Source organism: Georgenia deserti, from assembly GCF_042680605.1.
Taxonomy (GTDB): domain Bacteria; phylum Actinomycetota; class Actinomycetes; order Actinomycetales; family Actinomycetaceae; genus Allobogoriella; species Allobogoriella deserti.
On the sequence record NZ_JBHUEE010000008.1, the window covers coordinates 124,641 to 143,763 of the forward strand.

At 70.8% G+C, this 19,123-nt stretch carries 12 protein-coding genes and 4 tRNA genes; 7 read left to right on the forward strand and 9 right to left on the reverse strand.

The window, feature by feature from the left end; all coding sequences use genetic code 11:
- The first annotated feature begins 166 nt into the window (after window positions 1-166).
- The 3 genes from ACFSE6_RS14880 to dxs all read left to right on the forward strand — a co-directional run bounded on the left by ACFSE6_RS14880 (window position 167) and on the right by dxs (window position 3,525).
- Window positions 167-691, forward strand: coding sequence for a TetR/AcrR family transcriptional regulator (locus ACFSE6_RS14880; RefSeq protein ID WP_388008782.1), 525 nt, complete (start codon window positions 167-169; stop codon window positions 689-691).
- A gap of 36 nt (window positions 692-727) precedes the next feature.
- On the forward strand, window positions 728-1,507 hold the full coding sequence (locus tag ACFSE6_RS14885) for an NAD(P)H-dependent oxidoreductase (protein ID WP_388008785.1): 780 nt from the start codon (window positions 728-730) through the stop codon (window positions 1,505-1,507).
- A 110-nt stretch (window positions 1,508-1,617) separates the two neighbouring features.
- Entirely contained in the window at window positions 1,618-3,525 is a 1,908-nt protein-coding gene (gene dxs, locus ACFSE6_RS14890; protein WP_388008788.1) for a 1-deoxy-D-xylulose-5-phosphate synthase, read from the forward strand.
- 30 nt (window positions 3,526-3,555) lie between these two features.
- Here the strand turns inward: dxs and ACFSE6_RS14895 are convergent, their stop codons facing one another.
- The 3 genes from ACFSE6_RS14895 to ACFSE6_RS14905 are packed head-to-tail and all read right to left on the reverse strand — an operon-like array spanning window position 3,556 to window position 7,564.
- Window positions 3,556-5,667 (reverse strand): 3-hydroxyacyl-CoA dehydrogenase NAD-binding domain-containing protein, encoded by a 2,112-nt coding sequence (locus ACFSE6_RS14895; RefSeq protein WP_388008791.1) that lies wholly within the window; start codon window positions 5,665-5,667, stop codon window positions 3,556-3,558.
- 32 nt (window positions 5,668-5,699) lie between these two features.
- Window positions 5,700-6,941 carry an HRDC domain-containing protein gene (locus ACFSE6_RS14900; RefSeq protein ID WP_465254163.1) on the reverse strand — a complete coding sequence of 414 codons (1,242 nt, stop codon included), beginning with the start codon at window positions 6,939-6,941 and terminating at the stop codon, window positions 5,700-5,702.
- Between the two features lie 38 nt (window positions 6,942-6,979).
- Window positions 6,980-7,564 carry a DUF3000 domain-containing protein gene (locus ACFSE6_RS14905; RefSeq protein WP_388008797.1) on the reverse strand — a complete coding sequence of 195 codons (585 nt, stop codon included), beginning with the start codon at window positions 7,562-7,564 and terminating at the stop codon, window positions 6,980-6,982.
- 120 nt (window positions 7,565-7,684) lie between these two features.
- On the opposite strand from ACFSE6_RS14905, the gene ACFSE6_RS14910 reads away from it, so the two are divergent.
- Window positions 7,685-8,947 carry a carboxylate--amine ligase gene (locus ACFSE6_RS14910; protein WP_388008800.1) on the forward strand — a complete coding sequence of 421 codons (1,263 nt, stop codon included), beginning with the start codon at window positions 7,685-7,687 and terminating at the stop codon, window positions 8,945-8,947.
- 27 nt (window positions 8,948-8,974) lie between these two features.
- Here the strand turns inward: ACFSE6_RS14910 and ACFSE6_RS14915 are convergent, their stop codons facing one another.
- The 6 genes from ACFSE6_RS14915 to ACFSE6_RS14940 form a co-directional block, all read right to left on the reverse strand.
- A complete protein-coding gene (locus tag ACFSE6_RS14915; RefSeq protein WP_388008803.1) occupies window positions 8,975-10,825 on the reverse strand; it encodes a malto-oligosyltrehalose trehalohydrolase in 1,851 nt (616 codons plus the stop codon).
- Entirely contained in the window at window positions 10,822-13,335 is a 2,514-nt protein-coding gene (treY, locus tag ACFSE6_RS14920; protein WP_388008806.1) for a malto-oligosyltrehalose synthase, read from the reverse strand. Before treY ends, ACFSE6_RS14915 begins: the two co-directional genes overlap by 4 nt.
- Before the next feature lie 29 nt (window positions 13,336-13,364).
- Window positions 13,365-15,500, reverse strand: coding sequence for a glycogen debranching protein GlgX (gene glgX, locus ACFSE6_RS14925; RefSeq protein ID WP_388008809.1), 2,136 nt, complete (start codon window positions 15,498-15,500; stop codon window positions 13,365-13,367).
- Window positions 15,501-15,594: 94 nt separating this feature from the next.
- Window positions 15,595-15,669 (reverse strand) — tRNA-Val (locus tag ACFSE6_RS14930).
- Between the two features lie 16 nt (window positions 15,670-15,685).
- Window positions 15,686-15,756 (reverse strand) — tRNA-Cys (locus ACFSE6_RS14935).
- Between the two features lie 33 nt (window positions 15,757-15,789).
- Window positions 15,790-15,862, reverse strand: a tRNA-Gly gene (locus ACFSE6_RS14940).
- A gap of 113 nt (window positions 15,863-15,975) precedes the next feature.
- On the opposite strand from ACFSE6_RS14940, the gene ACFSE6_RS14945 reads away from it, so the two are divergent.
- The 3 genes from ACFSE6_RS14945 to thrS all read left to right on the forward strand — a co-directional run bounded on the left by ACFSE6_RS14945 (window position 15,976) and on the right by thrS (window position 19,118).
- Window positions 15,976-16,821 carry an aminotransferase class IV gene (locus ACFSE6_RS14945; protein WP_388008812.1) on the forward strand — a complete coding sequence of 282 codons (846 nt, stop codon included), beginning with the start codon at window positions 15,976-15,978 and terminating at the stop codon, window positions 16,819-16,821.
- Between the two features lie 99 nt (window positions 16,822-16,920).
- Window positions 16,921-16,992, forward strand: a tRNA-Val gene (locus ACFSE6_RS14950).
- 98 nt (window positions 16,993-17,090) lie between these two features.
- Window positions 17,091-19,118, forward strand: a complete 2,028-nt coding sequence (gene thrS, locus ACFSE6_RS14955) for a threonine--tRNA ligase (RefSeq protein ID WP_388008815.1) — start codon at window positions 17,091-17,093, stop codon at window positions 19,116-19,118.
- Window positions 19,119-19,123 lie beyond the last annotated feature (5 nt).

The window sequence follows — 19,123 nt, forward strand, 5'->3', positions numbered from 1 at the left end:
CTCGAGCACGAGACGGCCCGTTCGCTGACACGAGGCAGCCTCACCGCCTCGACCGCTTCACACAGGCGCCCCGTCAGGCTTCGGCCTGGCGGGGCGCTTGTCGTCAGTTCCTCCGTTCGGGTCGCGATCGGCGGCGCATGTAAAACGATCGTGCTACATTGGTCGAGTGACGACGACCCGCGAACGCATCATCACCAGCGCCGAACCGGTCTTCGACGAGCACGGGTTCGCCGGCATCGGCGTGGACCGGCTCACCGAGGCAGCCGGGGTGTCCTCCCGCACCTTGTACAAGCACCTGGGAAGCAAGACCGGACTCATCGCCGCGGTCCTGGACGCTCGCCGTGAACGCTTCGGCCGCGTATTCGACGTCTCGACCGTCGACGAGCTCTTCGATGCACTGACGGTATGGATCCGCTCCGAGGGCGCCCGTGGGTGCCTGTTCCTGCGTGCGCTCGGAGAGGACGGACGTCGCGTCCCGGAGGTGGAGCACGCGGTCCGGCAGTACCGGGAACTGTTGCACCGCGCGATGTCCCGGATCGTCCAGCACGAAACGGGCAGTGCAGATGCGGTTCGCGCCGAGCAACTGCTCGTGGTCTTCGAGGGAGCGACCTCCGCGGCCTCCTACCGCGGGCAGCGGGCGGTCGACGCCGCCCGGCACATCGCGAGGACCCTTGTCCGCACGCCCGCCTGACCCAGTCCTCGACCTCTCGGAACGGAGTTCCGCTGTATGCACCTGCTGACCGTTTTCTCCCACCCGTTGACCGACCGCTATCCGGCCGCGGTGATGGACGCGTTCCACGAACCATTCCGGCGGGCCGGACACACGATCGACGTCCTCGACCTGCACCGGGAAGGTTTCGACCCGCGATTCACCGAAGCTGATCACGCGCACTTCTGGGGTGGCCCGATCCCGGACGGGATCACCGAGATGCACCGCCGGGTCGAGGCTGCGGACAGACTCGCCTTCGTGTACCCCGTCTACTGGTGGGGGATGCCCGCGATGATGAAGGGGTGGCTCGAGCGTGTCTTCACCGGCGGCTGGGCGTACCAGTACGGCAGTGGAGTCGACGACCGGGGCAAGGAGCCGCTCAACGCGCTGCTGCCCAGCATCCCCACCGTGCTCATCGGCATCGGCGGATCCAAACAGCGGACCTACGACAAGTACGGCTACGACGAGGCGATGCGGACCCAGATCGACGTCGGCATCTTCGCCTACTGCGGTATCGACGACGTCGAGAGCCACCTCATCTACGACGTCGAAGGCGATCACAACGCGCCCCAGCGCGAGGCCGGGTTGGCTCGAGCCCATGACATCGCCGAGGCGTTCCTCGCGACCGACCGGATGCCGCGAACGGCGAAGGCCGACCACCTGGCCGCCCGACACGAGCGGCAGGGGCAGACGTCATCTCGGCACGGCCAGTGTTCCAGGGAGCGCTCGAGGGCGCACGGCGGTGATCTCACATCGGCCCGAACGCCTCGTGCCGGAGCACCGACGAGTGCCACGTGAGGAGGGCCACCATCGCGACCGGCACCCTCAGTGCACAGGCCGGACGCCGTCCCGGCGCGTATCCTGGGGGTCCGCACGGCCGGACGGCCACCCCGACCACGAGGGACCAGATGACCTACCTGGAGCGAGTCCGCCACCCGGCTGACCTGATCCGGATGGATCCGCACGAGCTCGACGTGCTCGCCAAGGAGATCCGCGAGTTCCTGGTCAGCTCGGTCTCCCGCACCGGCGGGCATCTCGGACCCAACCTCGGGGTTGTCGAACTGACGATCGCCCTGCACCGCGTCTTCGAGTCGCCCGCCGACCGCATCGTGTTCGACACCGGTCACCAGTCGTACGTGCACAAGCTGCTCACCGGCCGGCGCGACTTCTCCGAGCTACGCAAACGCGGCGGGTTGTCCGGGTATCCCTCTCGTGCCGAGTCCGACCACGACATCGTGGAGAACTCGCACGCCTCCACGTCGCTGAGCTGGGCCGACGGGATCGCCCGCGCCAACCAGCTGCGCGGGATCGACCGGTCGGTGGTCGCCGTCGTCGGCGACGGTGCCCTGACCGGAGGTATGGCGTGGGAGGCGCTGAACAACATCGCCGAGGGACAGGACCGCTCGCTCGTCATCGTCGTCAACGACAACGGACGCTCCTACGCACCGACCATCGGCGGGCTCGCCCGGCACCTCGACGCCCTGCGGACGCTGCAGGGTTACGAACGGATGCTCGACTGGGGCAGGCGCACGCTCCAGCGCTCCGGTCCGCCCGGACGCCTCGCGTTCGAGGCGCTGCACGGCATGAAAAAGGGCATCAAGGACGTCGTCGCACCGCAGGGAATGTTCGAGGACCTCGGCATCAAGTACATCGGGCCGGTCGACGGGCACGATCTCGAGGCGACCGAGACCGCACTGGCTCGTGCCAAGGGCTTCGGCGGACCGGTCATCGTGCACGCGATCACCGAGAAGGGGCGCGGATACACCCCCGCCGAGGAGGACATCGTCGACCGCTTCCACAGCGTCGGCGCCATCCACCCCGAGACCGGCCTGCCGGTGGCGCCCTCCCGGTTCGGGTGGACCGCCGTCTTCGCGGAGGAGATCGTCGAGATCGGACGACGGCGCAGCGACGTCGTCGGACTGACCGCCGCGATGCTCGCCCCGGTCGGCCTCGCCCCCTTCGCCGAGGAGTTTCCGGACCGGGTCATCGACGTCGGGATCGCCGAACAGCACGCCGTCACCTCCGCCGCCGGAATGGCCTACGCCGGCCTGCACCCGGTGATCGCGCTGTACTCGACCTTCCTCAACCGCGCGTTCGACCAGCTCCTCATGGATGTGGCGCTGCACCGCGCCGGCGTGACGTTCGTCCTCGACCGCGCCGGCCTGACCGGCGACGACGGCGCCTCGCACAACGGCATGTGGGACATGGCCCTGCTGCGCATCGTCCCCGGACTGCGGCTGGCCGCCCCCCGGGACGAGCAGACACTGCGCGCCGAGCTCAACGAGGCGGTGGCCGTCGAGGACGGCCCGACCGTGGTGCGCTACCCCAAGGGCGCGCTGCCCGACGACCTGCCCGCCCTTGCCCAGCAGGGCGGCATCGACATCCTCGCCCGGCGCGGCGGCGTCCCACGCGTCCTCGTGGTCGGCGTCGGCGCCATGGCGCACACGGCGGTCGAGGTCGGGCAGGGTCTGGACGCCCAGGGCATCGGATCCACCGTCGTCGACCCGCGCTGGGTGCTGCCCGTCCCAGACGAGCTCGTCCGGCTCGCGGAGCAGCACGACCTCGTCGTCACAGTCGAGGACGGACTGGCCAGCGGCGGGATCGGGTCGGCTCTGCGCGACGCCCTCGGCCGGGCCGGCGTCCAGGTCCCGGTCCGCTGCCACGGTATCCCGCACGCCTTCCTCGACCACGCCAGCCGTGCGCAGCTCGTCGAGGCGTTCGCGCTGCGCGGCCAGGACATCGCCCGCGAGAGCGCCGCCGCCGTCTCCGCCCTGGATGACGGCGCCCCGGTGCCGGAGCGGCAGCCGGAGGCCTGAGCCCGTCGACCGCGGAGCCCCGGGCGGCGGTCACCGCGGCAGGTCTGCCACTCCCGGGGCGTGGAAGCGTTCGCCCGTCACCGCCACGGAGGCGCCGGTCCGGTCCAGGTACGGGGTGAGGCCGCCGTTGTGCAGCGGCCACCCCGCACCGAGGATCATCGCCAGGTCGACGTCGCCGGCGTCGGCAACCACCTGCTCGTCGAGCAGACGCGCGGTCTCGTCGGCCAACGCCTCGCGGACCCGCCGGAGGAGCTCGTCCGGTCCCATCGGTTCGGCCACCGTCCGGGAGCCGAACACCTCAGCGATCGAGGGGTCGACCGGCGAGGTAGCCTGCGGCCGGTCCTCGGCACGGACGAAACGGCGACCGGTGCGTACCACCTCCGCGAGCCCGGGCGAATCCGGATATCGCTCGCCGAGGCCTCTCCGCAGGGCCTGCAGCACGTGGTGGGCCACGGCCGGACCGACGAGGTCAAGAAGCTGGAACGGGCCCATCGGCAGGCCCATCGGACCCAGCGCGGCGTCCGCGTCGACGATCGACGTGCCCTCCTCGAGAGCGCCGAGGACCTCACCGAGCAGCCGGAGCAGCAGTCGGTTCACCACGAACCCCGGCGCGTCGGCGACCGCGACCGCCGTCTTGCGGCACGCCTGCGCCACGGCGAACGCGGTGGCGTAGGCCGTGGTGTCCGCGGACTCGGCGCGGACCACCTCCACCAACGGCATGGCCGCCACCGGGTTGAAGAAATGCAGGCCGACGACGCGCTCGGGGTGGCGTAGCGCCTCGGCCATGGCACCGACCGACAGGGCCGAGGTGTTCGTGGCGAGGACCGCGTGGGGGGCCACGACCTCCTCCAGTTCAGCGAACACCTCCCGCTTGACGTCGAGCTCCTCGAACACGGCCTCGACCACGAGGTCCGAGCCCGACAGGTCCCGCACGTCCGTGGTCGCGCGTAGCCGCGCCTTGAGCTGGGCCCCGTCGGCGGGAGCGAGCCGGCCCCGCTCGACCTGGCGGTCGACCTCGGCGTGCACCGCGGCCAGTCCTCGGTCGGCGCGCTCGGCGTCGAGGTCGCGCATCGTCACCGGCACGCCGAGCCGGTGGGCGAACAGCATCGCGAGCTGCCCGGCCATCAGGCCGGCACCGGCGATGCCGACCGCGGAGATCTCCCGTCCGGCGTGCGACGGCCGTCCGGACGGATGCTTCGCACGGCGGGTGAGCAGGTCGAAGCCGTACAGGCCGGCGCGCAACTCGTCCGTCATGACGAGGTCCACGAGCGCCTCGTCCTCGCGGGCGAATGCCTCGTCCCGGGACAGCGTACGCGCCGCCCCCACGGTGGCCAGTGCCCGCCGGGGCGCGGGCGCACCACCGGCGGCGCGCGCCTCGACCGCCGCGCGACGGGCCTGGAGCGCCTCCTGCCACGCGGACTCCGGCGCCGCATGGATGCGCGCGGGTGCCTGGCCGGTGAGCGCCGTACGGATCCACGCCAGCGCCGGTCCCAGCGGTCCGTCGGGATCTCCGGGGTCACCGGAGGGGAGGACGGCGTCGACCAGCCCGAGCTCGTGGGCGGCCTCGGCGCCCAGGGTGCGGTTGTTCCGGGCGGGGTTGTCGATGATGAGGCGCAACGCCGCGTCCGGGCCGATGAGCCGGGGCAGCAGTGTGCATCCGCCCCAGCCGGGGAGCAGTCCAAGGTGCGTCTCCGGCAGCCCCACGGCCCGGACGCCCGGATCGGCGATCCGGAAGTCGCACGCGAGCGCGATCTCGAGGCCGCCGCCGAGCGTGGTGCCGTTGAGGTAGGCGATCGTGGGCACGCCGAGGTCGGCGATGTGGGCGACGACCCGATGGCCGGCCCGGGCGACCTGCTCGGCGAGCGCGCGGTCCGTCACCGTGCGGATGAGGTGGAGGTCGGCTCCGGCGAGGAACGTCCGCCCCGTTCCCGTCAGGAGGACGGCGGCGATCTCACCGGCCTCGGCACGTTCGGCGGCGGTCGTCACCGCGGACTCGACGCGGGCCAGCCCTTCGATGCCCAGGGTGCAGGGGCGGTCGGCATCCGGATCCTCGGCCGGGGCGAAGCGCAGGATCGCGACCGTACCGACGCCGGCAACCTCGGTGTCCGAGGCCACGACGGTCGTCACACGTTCCGCAGCCACGCCACGGCCGTCACTGACTCGGGACGCCGCACTCATGCCAGTGCCTTCGCGAGGCGGCCAGCGAGTTGGTCGACCTGCCACGGGCGCGCACCGAGGGCGGTGAGCCGGTCAGCCACGTCCCCGAGGGTGGGGCGGTGCCCGACCTCCCAGGCCAGTCGGCGTTGGAGGGCCGGGGCGAGCAGGTTCTCCTGCGGGAGTGCGAGCTCGTCCGCATGTGCCCGGACGGTCGCGCGCACCTTGTCGAGCCGCTCGGCTGCCGGAGGGTTCTTCTCCGGCCAGGAGCGGGGGGTCGGCAGGTTCCCGGGCTGCTGCGGCGCACGGCGTGGAGGGAGCTCGGCGTCGGGCAACGCCATCGCACGCGCCACGGCCTCGAACCAGTAGTCGCGGCGTACCCGTTTCCCGGAGAACTCCTTCAGCCGGCCGAGGGCCGTGATGCTGGTGGGCTTGGCGAGTGCGGCGGCCACGATCGCGTTCGCCGACAGCACCCGCCCCGGGGCGCGGTCGAGGCGCTGAGCGAGCTCCTCGCGTGCCTCCCACAGCGAACGTGCCACGGCCAGCCCGCGGGGATCCTTGACCGCCTGGAGACCTGCGGTACGCCGCCACGGATCCGGCCGTGGCGGCGCAGGGGGAGCGGTGCGGACGTTCTCGAACTCCTCGAGTGCCCACTCGAGTTTGCCGGCCGCCTCCAGGTCGCGGGTGAGGACGTCGCGCAGTTCAACAAGCAGTTCGACGTCGAGAGCCGCGTAGCGCAACCAGGACTCGGGCAGTGGCCGGGTGGACCAGTCGGCGGCCGAGTGCTCCTTGGCCAACGCGAATCCCAGATTCTCGGCCACGACAGACGCGAGCCCCACCTTGGCGCGGCCGAGGAGCCTGGAGGCGAGCTCCGTGTCGAACAGGCGCGGTGGTCTCAGCCCGAGGTCGGCCAGGCACGGCAGGTCCTGGTCGGCGGCGTGCAGCACCCACTCGCACCCGCTGAGGACGGCAGCCAGGTCGTCGAGCTCCGGCAGGGCCACCGGGTCCAACAGGACGGTCCCGGCGCCGGCGCGCCGCAGCTGGACGAGGTAGGCGCGCTGGCCGTACCGGAAGCCTGAGGCGCGTTCGGCGTCGACGGCCACCGGCCCGGTCCCGGCCGCTAGCGCGGCCACCGCGCGCTCGAGCGCGGCGGGCGTGTCGGTGACCGCAGGAACCCCGTCGACGGGTTCGGTCAACGGCACCGGCTCGTCGGTGACCTCGGCGGCCGTCTCCTCACTGGTCGTGGCAGGCACGGAGGCCACGGTAGACGACGGGGCGGCGCGAGGAGAGCCGAACGAGCTCACCGGCGCCGGTGCAGGGAGGCCACGTTCTCCGGGAGCGGCTCGAGTCCGGCGGCGGTACAGGTCAGGTCCGCCCAGGCGCGCAGGTGCGGACCGAGGTCGGTCGTGGTGGGCGTCCAGGACGCCCGCACCTCGATCTCGACCTCACCAGAGCGCAGCTCCAGGCCGCCGAAGGTCTCGGAGAGCACTCGGGTCACCGTCCCGGACAGATGGTGGTAGCCCGCGCCCGACTCGGCGAGGGAATCGGTGAGCCAGGACCACCCGACCTCACCGAGCAGCGGGTCCTGCCCGACCTCGTCCTCGAGCGCGGCCTTCGCCAGCACGATCACGCGGAAGGTGCCGTGCCACGCCTCCTGACCGGCGGGGTCGTGCAGCACGACGAACCGCCCGTGACCGAGCAGGGCGTCCGGGTCCATCGACCGCGGCTCGGCATTGACTTCACCGGTGAGGGCGAGCGCGTACGGCGCGATCCGGGTGGGCGGCGGAACCTCCTCCAGGCGCAGCTCCGGGCGCAACCGATGACCCCGCAGACTCGTCAGCGCGGCCTGGAATTCCGGCGGTGCCACCGCCTCGTCAGGTGTCACGGAGCCCAGACTAGGCAGCGCGCAGCTCGGCGGGGCGAAGGCCACGCCGAGTGTCCGACGTCGATATGCTCGCGCAGGCCCGTCCGGACCGCCACAGCACGAGGAAGGAGGCAGAGAGGTATGTCCGTGCCCGCCCCTCGGCCGCGTCCGGCCGTGCGGCCCGTCGTCCTCGGCGCCGACATCGGCGCCTACGCCACGGCGCGGACGTTCCACGAGACGTTCGGCGCCGCCTCGGTGGTGCTCGCCGGCGTCTCGACCTGGCAAGTGGCCCGGTCCGTGGCGGTCGACCTCCGCGTGGTTCCGGGACTGACCGACCCGGACCGGATGGTCCGGGCGATCGCGGACGTCGTCGCCGAGGCCCCGGACGTGCCGCACCTGCTGCTCGCCAGCGCCGACTGGTACGTCGACGCCCTCGTCGCACGCCGCGAGGAGCTGACCGGCCTGCCGGGCGAGGTCGTCGTGCCATATGCGCACACCGAGGCGATGGCCCGGGTGAGCGACAAGGGCGCGTTCACCAGCCTGTGCCGCGAGCTCGACGTGCCGGTGCCGGCCACCGCGGTGATCCGCGCCGCCGACGGCCCTGACGCGGCAGCCTCACTGCGCTTTCCCGTGGTGGTCAAAGCCGCCTCCACGACGGCGTATCACAAGGTGACCTTTCCCGGACAGCGCAAGGTCGACCGCGCCGCCGACCGGGCAGAACTGGCACAGGTGCTGGCGCGGATCGACGGCGGCGGCTTCACCGGGGATCTGCTGGTCCAGGAGGAGGTCCCCGGCGGGGACGCGACGATGGCGGCGGTGAACCTGTTCTTCGGGGCGGACGGCTCGTGGCGGTTCGCCCAGTTCGGGCGGGTCCTGCTCGAGGAGCACACGCCCGGCGCGCTCGGTAACTCGGTCGCCCAGGTGACGGGTGTCGACGACGTGGTCGTCGAACAGGCGCGGCGGGTGCTCGAACATGTGGGATGGCGCGGTTTCGCCAACGTCGACGTCAAACGTGACCCGCGTGACGGCGTCCACCGCTTCCTCGAGGTCAATCCCCGGGTCGGCCGTTCCGGTTATGCGGTGACGGCATCCGGGTACGACGTCGCGCGAATGTACGTCGACGCGTTCGTCCACCGTACGGGAGCCGCAGGCGGCGTTGTCGGGACGAACGAGCACCTCTTCCACGTCGTGCCGCTCGGCCTGGTGCGCCGCTACGTGGACGACGACGACGCGGCCCTGGTCCGCCGTCTCGCCCGCTCCGGAGCCGCCACCAATCCCCTTCTCTACCGGGCCGAGCGGGATCCGCGCCGGTGGGCGGCGATCGCAGCCGCCCAACTCAACCAGGTCCGCAAGTTCGCGCGTCACCACCCCGGGCGGAAGCAGCCTGGGTCGTACGGCCGGTAGCGCCTGTCAGAGCGGCGCTCGAGGCGACTACGGCTGGGCGCTCGTCCGCAGCACCGCGACACCGGCGTCGCTCAGTCGCGTGGCCCGCTCACTCGCGGTCGCGTCCCAACCGAGCAGGAGGTCACCGCCGACCGGTACCTCGCAGGCCCGGAGTGCGAGCACGATCGTGATCCTGCCTCGCCGGATCGTCAGGCAGTCCTCGCCGGTGCGCACCTGCGGGACGTCGCCCCCGGTCAGGTCCGGTTCGGCACGGCGCAGCCGGATCAGGTCCTGGGTGAACCGCAACAGCTCCTCGTGCGGCGGCCGGTTCGCCTCGGCCCAGTCCAACCGGGACGCCTCGAACGTCTCGAGCGCCTGCGGGTCGGGCACCTCGAGGTCCTCCTGGCCGTACAGCTCGGCCCACCCGTGGGTCTCGAACTCCTCCCGGCGCCCCTCCCGGACCAGGCGGCCGAGCTCGTCCGTGTGGTCCGTGAAGTACAGGAAAGGTGTGGTCGCGCCCCACTCCTCGCCCATGAACAGCATCGGAGTGCCCGTTCCGAGCAGTACCGCGGCGGCACTGACCGCCAGCAGGCCGGGGGACAGGACCCGGCTGGGCCGGTCGCCGAGCGCGCGATTCCCGACCTGGTCGTGGTTCTGTGCGAAGACGACGAACCGGCGCCGGTCCGTCTCCGGCGGGACGGGGGCGCCCCACGGGCGCCCCCGGAAGGTCGAGTAGCTGCCGTCGTGGACGAAGACGTCGGTGAAGGCCTTGGCGGCGGTGTCCAGGTCGCCGAAGTCGACGTAGTAGCCGTGCCGTTCACCGGTGAGCAGGGCGTGCAGGGCGTGGTGCACGTCGTCCGCCCACTGCGCCGTCATACCCTTCCCGCCCGCTGCGGTCGGAGTGACCATCGCCGGGTCGTTGAGATCCGACTCGGCGATGAGCGAGAGTGGCCGGCCCACCTCCGCCTCGAGGGCTGCGACCGTGTCGGAGAGCTCGGCGAGCAGGTGCCGGGGCGAATCATCCACCAGGGCGTGCACGGCGTCGAGCCGGAGGGCGTCGATGTGGAAGTCGCGCAGCCACCGCACCGCGTTGTCGACGAGGAACCGGCGCACCTCACGCTCGTCGCCGTCGGCGTCCGATTCTCCGGCTCCTCGCCCTCCGCTCGTCCCTCGCTCACGCTCGTCGCCGTCGGCGTCCGATTCTCCGGCTCCTCGCCCTCCGCTCGTCCCTCGCTCACGCTCGTCGCCGTCGAGGTTGATCGCGGCACCCCAGGGCGTCTCATGCCGGTCGGTGAAGTACGGGCCGAACTCAGCCAGGTAGTTGCCGTCCGGACCGAGATGGTTGTAGACGACGTCCAGGCAGACGCCGAGTCCGCGGCCGTGAGCGGCGTCGACGAAACGCTGCAACGCGGCCGGGCCGCCGTAGGGCTCGTGCACCGCGTACAGCCCCACGCCGTCGTAACCCCACCCGCGTGCCCCCGGGAATGCCGCCACCGGCATGAGTTCGACGATGTCGACACCGAGGGCGGCCAGGTGATCAAGTCGGTCGACGGCGGCGTCGAGCGTGCCTTCCGGGGTGAAGGTGCCGACGTGCAGTTCGTAGATCACCGCTCCGAGGACGGACCGCCCCGGCCACTCGTCGTCACCCCATTGGTACACATCCGGGTCGCAGAGCCGGGACGGCCCGTGCACGCCGTGCGGCTGCCACGGCGAGCGGGGGTCCGGGCGTGGCTCACCGCCGTCCAGGGAGAAGGCGTAGTCGGTGCCGGTCTCCAGGGTCCGGCGCGAGCGCCACCAGCCTCCGTCCTGGGCGAGCATCGCCTCACGTTCGCCGTCCTCGGGCAGGACAAGGTCGACTGTCGAGGCGCGCGGTGCCCACACGCTCACGTGCCCGCTCACGCCCGCTCCAGGAGTGCGACCGGGGCCTCGGCGAGCAGGTCGCCGAGCCGGACGTCGCCGCCCGGCCAGGTATGCGCGGACAGCAGGTCGCGCCAGGAGCCGTCGGGCAGCACGACGGTGGCCTCGGCCATGCCCCGATGGGCCGCCACGTCGGCCAACCGGGCGCAGACGGTCACGGCGAGGGGCCCGGTGGCGTCGGCCCGGGCGAATGCGACGGCGTGGCCAGTCGTGGTCGGCAGCGGCCGATAATTCGCCTCCGGTCCGACGAACGCCTCCGAGTGCCGGCGTCGGAGCCGCAGTGCCGCCGCCGTGAGTCGGAGCTTCTCCTCATCCACGTCCGCCGGGCCGCGGCCCGCATCGAGTTCGGCCAGTCGGTCGGCCAGTGCCGTAAAGTCCACCGGGCGGCGGTTGTCCGGATCGACCAGGCTGGTTCGCGTGATCTCGCTGCCCTGATAGACGTCCGCCACTCCGGGCGCGGTCAGTTGCACCAGCTTGGTCCCCAGAATGGTGCGTCGGACGGCGGCCGCGGTGAGCTCGACCCAGGTCGCGAAAGTGGCCGACACCTCCGGATGGGTGACGAGCGCGGTCCCAAATTCGGTCAAGGCTCTCTCCCGGGCCGTGTCCTGCGCGGTCCACGTGGTCCAGGTCTTCTGTTCCCGGCTCGCCTTGAGCAGGTACTCGGTGAGCCGCTCGGCCTCGATCGGCCCGTCGGCGGTCCACGTGCCGGCCAGGGTCTGCCACAGCAAGTTCTCGGTGCGCCCGTCCAGGTCGGCGGGCCGCAGCTCGGACGTGCTGCGGCGCAGCTCCTGCAAGGTTTCGGCCCATTCCTGCGCGTAGGTGGCCAGCACGCCGATGCGCGCCCGCACGTCCTCCCCACGTTTGGTGTCGTGGGTGCTTCCGGCGGTCATCGTGACCGGCCACATGGCCTGCGTCCGGGCCGCCCAGGCGTGCAGCTCGTCCGGGTCGGCACCGAACCGCGAGGGGTCGCCGCCCACCTCGCACAGGCTCACCAGGTGAGTCCACCGGTAGAACGCCGTGTCCTCGACTCCCTTGGCGGTCACGGCACCGCAGACCTGCTGGAAGCGGATCACCAGCTCCCGGCGGGGTGCCTCGTCGGTGCGGCCGGCACTGCCGGCCTCGCGCCCCAGGAGCAGGTCGACGACGAGGTCCAGAGTGTCGTGCCGCTCCGGATCGAGCCGTTCGCGGGCGCGGTCGGCCGCCTCACGGACGACGCGCTCCTCGTGACCCGGTGGGTCTTCACCGGGGACGATGTACGCCCGGTAGCGGGGGAAGGCGACGACGAGCTCGACCACGCAGTCGCGCAGCGCGGAGAACGTGTGGTCCCGCAACCGGATGTCGGTGTGGCAGATCTGGGTGAGCAGGTCCGTCAGGCGGTGGATCTCCGCCACGAGCGAGGTGGAGACGATCTGACGTTTGGACTCCTCGATGACGCCGGCCAGGTCCGGTGTGTCTCCGGCGAGCTCCTGCATCACGGAGGCGAGCGGTACGGCTCCCGCGGGGTCGACGTGCAGGGCATGAAACCGCCAGGCGGCGTCGTAGCCGGTGGTCCCGGCGACCGGCCAGTCCTCGGGGAGTTCCTCGTCGCCCTCCAGGATCTTCTCGGCGGCGATCCACGCCCCGCCGGTGGCCTCGTGCAGGCGGCGTAGGTAGCCCCGGGGGTCCGCCAGGCCGTCGGGGTGGTCGATCCGGAACGCGTCGATCACTCCGGCACGGAACAGGTCGAGCAGCAGCGCGTGGGTGGCGTCGAAGACCGCTGGATCCTCGACTCGGACGGCCGCCAGGGTGCCGACGTCGAAAAAGCGGCGGTAGTTGAGCTCCTCGTCCGCCACCCGCCAGTACGACAGCCGATAGTGCTGACGTTCGATGAGTTCGGCCAGCGGGAGGTTCTCGGTACCCCGTCGGACAGGGAAGGTGTGGTCGTAGTAACGCAGGACGGGCTGCGGGACTCCGTCCCCGCTGTCGGGAATCTCCGCCCGGTCCAGGTGCAGCTCGCCGGCGGCGAGCGCGTCCCCGATGCGCGAGCCGAGGACGGGCATGAGCAGACCGTCTTCGTCACTCAGATCGACGTCGAACCAGTGCGCGTAGGGCGAGTCGGGGCCTTCGGCGAGGACGGACCACAGCGCCCGGTTGTGCCAGGCGGGCGTGGGAACCGCCATGTGGTTCGGCACGACGTCGACGACCAGGCCGAGATCATGTCCGTGGGCCGCGGCCGCGAGCGACTCCAGCCCCTCCCGGCCGCCCAGCACGTCGCTGATCCGGGTGTGGTCGACGACGTCGTAGCCGTGCGTCGAGCCCGGCGCCGCCTGGAGGACGGGGGAGAGGTAGAGGTCGGTGATCCCGAGGCTCGCGAGGTAGGGAACGAGCGCCTCGGCGTCGGCGAAGGTGAACTCCGGTCCGAGCTGGAGCCGGTAGGTGCTGACCGGAACCCGCCGGCCGGGCCGCGGGCGGTGAGCGGTGGCGGCACCGGCCGCGGCTGTCGTCTCGGTCATGGTCCTCCTCGCTCGCCGAACGCCGGCCCCTACTCGCCGTCCTGAGGTGGCCGGGTCAGGACGACGACGGATCGGCCCGTCACCTTCACACTCGCACCCGAGGACAGTTCACGCTCGTCGGCCTCGTCCGGATCCTCGTCCGCGGTGTCGAGCGCGACGTGCCACGCGGTGCCGTAGTCCGCACCGGGCAGGGTGAAGTCGAGCGGCTCGGCGTCGGCGTTCAGGAGCGCGAGGACCGAGTCCCCGACGATGCGTTCACCCCGTTCGCCGGGTTCCGGGATCGCCTCGCCGTTGAGGAACATCATGATCGAACGCGCGTACCAGGTGTCCCAGTCCTCCTCGTCCATCCGGCCGGCATCCGGGGTGAACCACTCGATGTCGCCGATCTCGGACTCTCCGCCGTGCTCGGGGGCGCCGGCGAAGAACCGGCGTCGGCGCAGCACCGGCTGTTCCTTGCGCAGCGCGATGAGCCGGCGGGTGAACGTGAGCAGGTCCTCGCGTTCGTCGTCGAGCTGCCAGTCCACCCAGGAGAGCTCGTTGTCCTGGCAGTAGGTGTTGTTGTTGCCCTGCTGGGTCCGGCCCATCTCGTCACCGTGGCAGATCATCGGCACGCCCTGGCTCAGCAGCAGGGTGGTGAGGAAGTTGCGTTGCTGACGGGCGCGCAGGGCGCGCACCTCAGGATCGTCCGTCTCGCCCTCCGCACCGCAGTTCCACGACCGGTTGTGCGACTCGCCGTCGTTTCCGTCCTCGCCGTTGGCCTCGTTGTGCTTCTCGTTGTAGGACACGAGGTCGCGCAGGGTGAAGCCGTCGTGGGCGGTGACGAAGTTGATCGAGGAGACCGGTCGGCGCCCGCTGTGCTCGTACAGGTCCGCCGAGCCGGCGAGCCGGCTGGCCAGCTCGCCGAGCGTGGAGGGCTCGCCGCGCCAGAAGTCGCGCACAGTGTCGCGATACTTGCCGTTCCATTCGGTCCACAGCGGGGGGAACCCGCCGACCTGATACCCGCCTTCGCCCACGTCCCACGGCTCGGCGATGAGCTTGACCTGGTTGATCACCGGGTCCTGCTGGATGATGTCGAAGAACGCGGAGAGACGGTCGACCTCGTGGAGTTCGCGTGCCAGGGTCGAGGCCAGGTCGAAGCGGAAGCCGTCGACGTGCATCTCCTGGATCCAGTACCGCAGCGAGTCGGTGATCAGCTGGAGGGTATGCGGGGACCGCATGAGCAGCGAGTTCCCGGTGCCGGTGGTGTCGAAGTAGTGCGCCTCGTCCCCGTCCACGAGCCGGTAGTAGGACGCGTTGTCGATCCCGCGGAAGGACAGGGTCGGCCCGAGGTGGTTGCCTTCGGCGGTGTGGTTGTAGACGACGTCGAGGATCACCTCGATCCCAGCCTCGTGCAGGGACTTGACCATCGTCTTGAACTCCTCGACCTGCTCGCCCCGGGCGCCGAAGGCGGCGTATCCGTTGTGCGGCGCGAAGAAGCCGATGGTGTTGTACCCCCAGTAGTTGCTCAGTCCCTTCTCCTGCAGGTGCGGGTCGTTGACGAACTGGTGCACGGGCATGAGCTCGATCGCGGTCACGCCCAGGGTGGTCAGGTGCTCGACGATGGCGGGGTGCCCGACGCCGGCGTAGGTGCCGCGCAGTTCCTCGGGCAGTTCCGGGGCAAGCTGGGTCAGCCCCTTGACGTGCGCCTCGTAGATGATCGACTCGTGGTACTCGTGCCGCGGCGGGCGGTCGTAGCCCCAGTCGAAGAAGGGGTTGATGACCACGGAGACCATGGTGTGGGCCGCCGAGTCCTCGGTGTTGCGCTTATCCGGATCGTCGAAGGTGTAGGAGTACAGCGACGGGTGCCCGTCGATCTGCCCGTCCACCGCCTTGGCGTACGGATCGAGAAGCAGTTTGGACGGGTCGCACCGGTGACCGGAGGCAGGGTCGTAGGGGCCGTGGACCCGGTACCCGTAGCGCTGGCCGGGCCGGACCGAGGGCAGGTATCCGTGCCAGACATGCCCGTCGACCTCCGTGAGGTCGACGCACTGCTCCTCCTCGTCCGGCTCATCGGGCAGGAGGCACAACTCGACCCGTTCGGCGACGGAGGAGTAGAGCGCGAAGTTCGTGCCGGAGCCATCGAAGGTGGCGCCGAGGGGGTACTGACGGCCGGGCCAGATCTGCATGGGAGTAGGTTCGCATGCCTGCGGCCTTCGCACCCGGTGTGCCCGCGTGCCCGGCGACGACAAAGGCCCGGATCCGTATCCGGATCCGGGCCGATGGTGGGCGATACTGGGTTCGAACCAGTGACCTCTTCCGTGTCAGGGAAGCGCGCTACCGCTGCGCCAATCGCCCCTATGCGCTTATCGAGAGGTGGCGACGGGATTCGAACCCGTGTATACGGCTTTGCAGGCCGCTGCCTCGCCTCTCGGCCACGCCACCCTGGGAAACCCACCGGGTGGTGGGGTGCCTCCGAGCGGATGACGGGACTCGAACCCGCGACCCTCACCTTGGCAAGGTGATGCTCTACCAACTGAGCCACATCCGCATTGTCCGGCCGGGCGACTCCCCAACGGACGTTCCAGAACTTTAGACCACCGCCGGGGCAGATTCCAAACCAGATCTGGCGGTGTGCCGGTGATGGATGACACAGTTCGAAGCATGGCTGAGGACCGGCGGGTGGTGGTGTGGTTCGACGGTCGCTTGCGTGAGCACACCGAGCCGCTCGTCCGGGCCGACGACCACGGCCTCACGGTCGGCGACGGCGTCTTCGAGGCCTGCGAGCTTCTCGACGGCCGGCCGTTCGCCCTGACCAGGCACCTGGACCGCCTGGAGCGGTCCGCGACCGGCCTCGGACTTCCCCTGCCGGACCGCGACGAGGTCCGTCGTGCGGTCGAGACTGTCGCCGGTGCCTGGGGGGAGGGTCTCGGCCGGGTGCGCATCCTGTGGAGCGCCGGTCCCGGCCCGCTGGGGTCCGAGCGTGCCTGGGGCCCCGGAACTCTCCTCGTCGCGGCATCGGCGGTCAGTCCGCCCCGGCCGGTACGGGTCGCCGTCGTCCCGTGGGTGCGGAACGAACGATCGGCGATCGCCGGGTTGAAGACGACGTCGTACGCCGAGAACGTCCGCGCGCTCGCCCACGCCCGCGAGCAGGGCGCGGACGAGGCCGTCTTCGGCAACACGCGAGGTGAACTGTGCGAGGGCACCGGGACCAACGTGTTCGTCGAGGCGGACGGCATGTTGCTGACCCCGCCGCTGGAGTCGGGTTGCCTCGCCGGTGTCACTCGTGCCCTCGTCATGGAGTGGGCCAGCGAGGCGGGGATCGACGTGCGCGAGCAGACGCTGCCACTGGGAGCACTCAAGGACGCCCGGCATGCGGCCCTGACCTCGTCCACGCGCGGCGTCGTCCCGATCGTCGGGGTCGACGGGCGCGAGCTCGCGCCCGGGCCACTGTCCGAGGCGGTCGCCGAGATCTACACGCGGCGCCATCTCGAGACCCCCGACCCGTGAGATGTGTCCGGTCTCTCACCGCCGGGCGTGGGCCCGGTTTCACGATCCGTCCGGTGGCCTAGTAGCATCATCTTCCGCGCACGGCCCGTTCCGTCGCCCGGGCGATTGGCTCAGCGGTAGAGCGCCTCGTTCACACCGAGGAGGTCACTGGTTCGAACCCAGTATCGCCCACACACGTCAGGCCCCCGCCGCCTCAGCGGCCGGGGGCCTGAGTCGTCCCCGGGCCTCGGTACGATCGACAGGTCCTGTCCGACCCACAAGGAGCACCGGTGACCATCGACCATTTCCTGACCATCGACGGCGTCGAGCGACAGGTGGCAGGTGGGACGACGGGCACGGAGCTCTTCGCCGGGCACAAGGACGTCGTCGCCCTCGAGGTGGACGGCGAGCTGCGGGATCTGGACAGCGACCTGGCGACCCTGCCGGCCGGTGCGCGCGTCACCGGCGTGAGCATCGACTCACCGGAAGGACTGTCCATCCTTCGCCACTCCGCTGCGCATGTGCTGGCCCAGGCGGTCCAGCAGGTCCGCCCGGAGGCCAAACTCGGCATCGGCCCTCCGGTCACCGACGGCTTCTATTACGACTTCGACGTCGACGCCCCGTTCACCCCGGAGGACCTCAAAGCCCTCGAGAAGGCGATGGCGCGCATCGTCAAGGAAGGGCAGACCTTCCGGCGCCGGGTGGTCAGCGAGGAGGAGGCGCGCGCCGAACTCGCGGGCGAGCCGTACAAGCTCGAGCTCATCGGGCTCAAGGGCTCGGGGGGCGACTCGGACGCCGACGCGGACACTGAAGGGGCTTCCGTCGAGGTCGGCGGCAGCGAGCTGACGATCTACGACAACGTCCGGCGCGGGGGAGAGGTCGCCTGGAAGGACCTGTGCCGCGGCCCCCACCTGCCCTCGACCAAGCTGATCGGCAACGGGTTCTCGCTCATGCGTGCGGCCGGCGCGTACTGGCGCGGCAGCGAGAAGAACCCCCAGCTGCAACGGATCTACGGGACCGCGTGGCCCACCAAGGACCAGCTCAAGTCCTACCTGGAGCGACTGGCGGAGGCCGAACGCCGCGACCACCGCCGCCTCGGCGCCGAGCTCGACCTGTTCTCCTTCCCCGACGAGATCGGCTCCGGCCTGCCGGTGTTCCATCCCAAGGGCGCGATGATCCGGATGGAGATGGAGGACTACTCCCGCCGTCGGCACGTCGAGGCCGGGTACTCCTTCGTCACCACCCCGCACATCACCAAGGCGAAACTGTTCGAGACCTCCAAGCACCTGGAGTGGTACGCGGACGGGATGTACCCGCCGATGCACCTGGACGAGCTCCGTGACGCCGAGGGCAACGTCACCAAGCCGGGGCAGGACTACTACCTCAAGCCGATGAACTGCCCCATGCACAACCTGGTGTACTCCTCACGGGGCAGGTCCTACCGCGAACTCCCGCTCCGGCTGTTCGAGTTCGGTGCGGTCTACCGCTACGAGAAGTCCGGCGTCGTCCACGGGCTGACCCGCGCCCGCGGTTTCACCCAGGACGACGCGCACATCTACTGCACCCGTGAGCAGATGAAGGACGAGCTCTCCTCGCTGCTGACCTTCGTGCTGGACCTGCTGCGCGACTACGGTCTCGACGACTTCTACCTCGAGCTGTCCACCCGGGATCCGGAGAAGTCGGTCGGCGACGAGCAGACCTGGGACGAGGCCACCCGGACACTCGCCGAGGTGGCGTACGACTCCGGTCTGGAGCTCGTCGACGACCCGGGCGGCGCCGCGTTCTACGGCCCGAAGATCTCCGTGCAGGCCCGCGACGCGATCGGCCGCACCTGGCAGCTGTCCACCATCCAGCTCGACTTCTTCGAGCCGGAGCTGTTCGAGCTCGAGTACACCGCTGCCGACGGAAGCCGGCAACGGCCGGTGATGATCCACCGTGCCCTCTTCGGCTCCATCGAACGGTTCTTCGGTGTGCTGCTCGAGCACTACGCCGGCGCCTTCCCGGCCTGGCTCGCTCCGGTGCAGGTGCTCGGCGTGCCGGTCGCGGATGTCTTCGACGACTATCTGCGCGGCGTGCTGGACCGGCTGCGGGCCCGCGGCGTCCGGGTGGAGTTGGACGACTCCGACGACCGGTTCGGCAAGAAGATCCGCAACGCGGCCAAGGAGAAGGTTCCGTTCGTCCTCATCGCCGGTGGGGAGGACGCCGAGGCCGGTGCCGTCTCGTTCCGGTACCGGGACGGCTCCCAGCGCAACCAGGTGCCCGTGGACGAGGCCGTCGAGGACATCGTCCGTGTGATCGCCGACAAGGAGAACACGTGATCCGG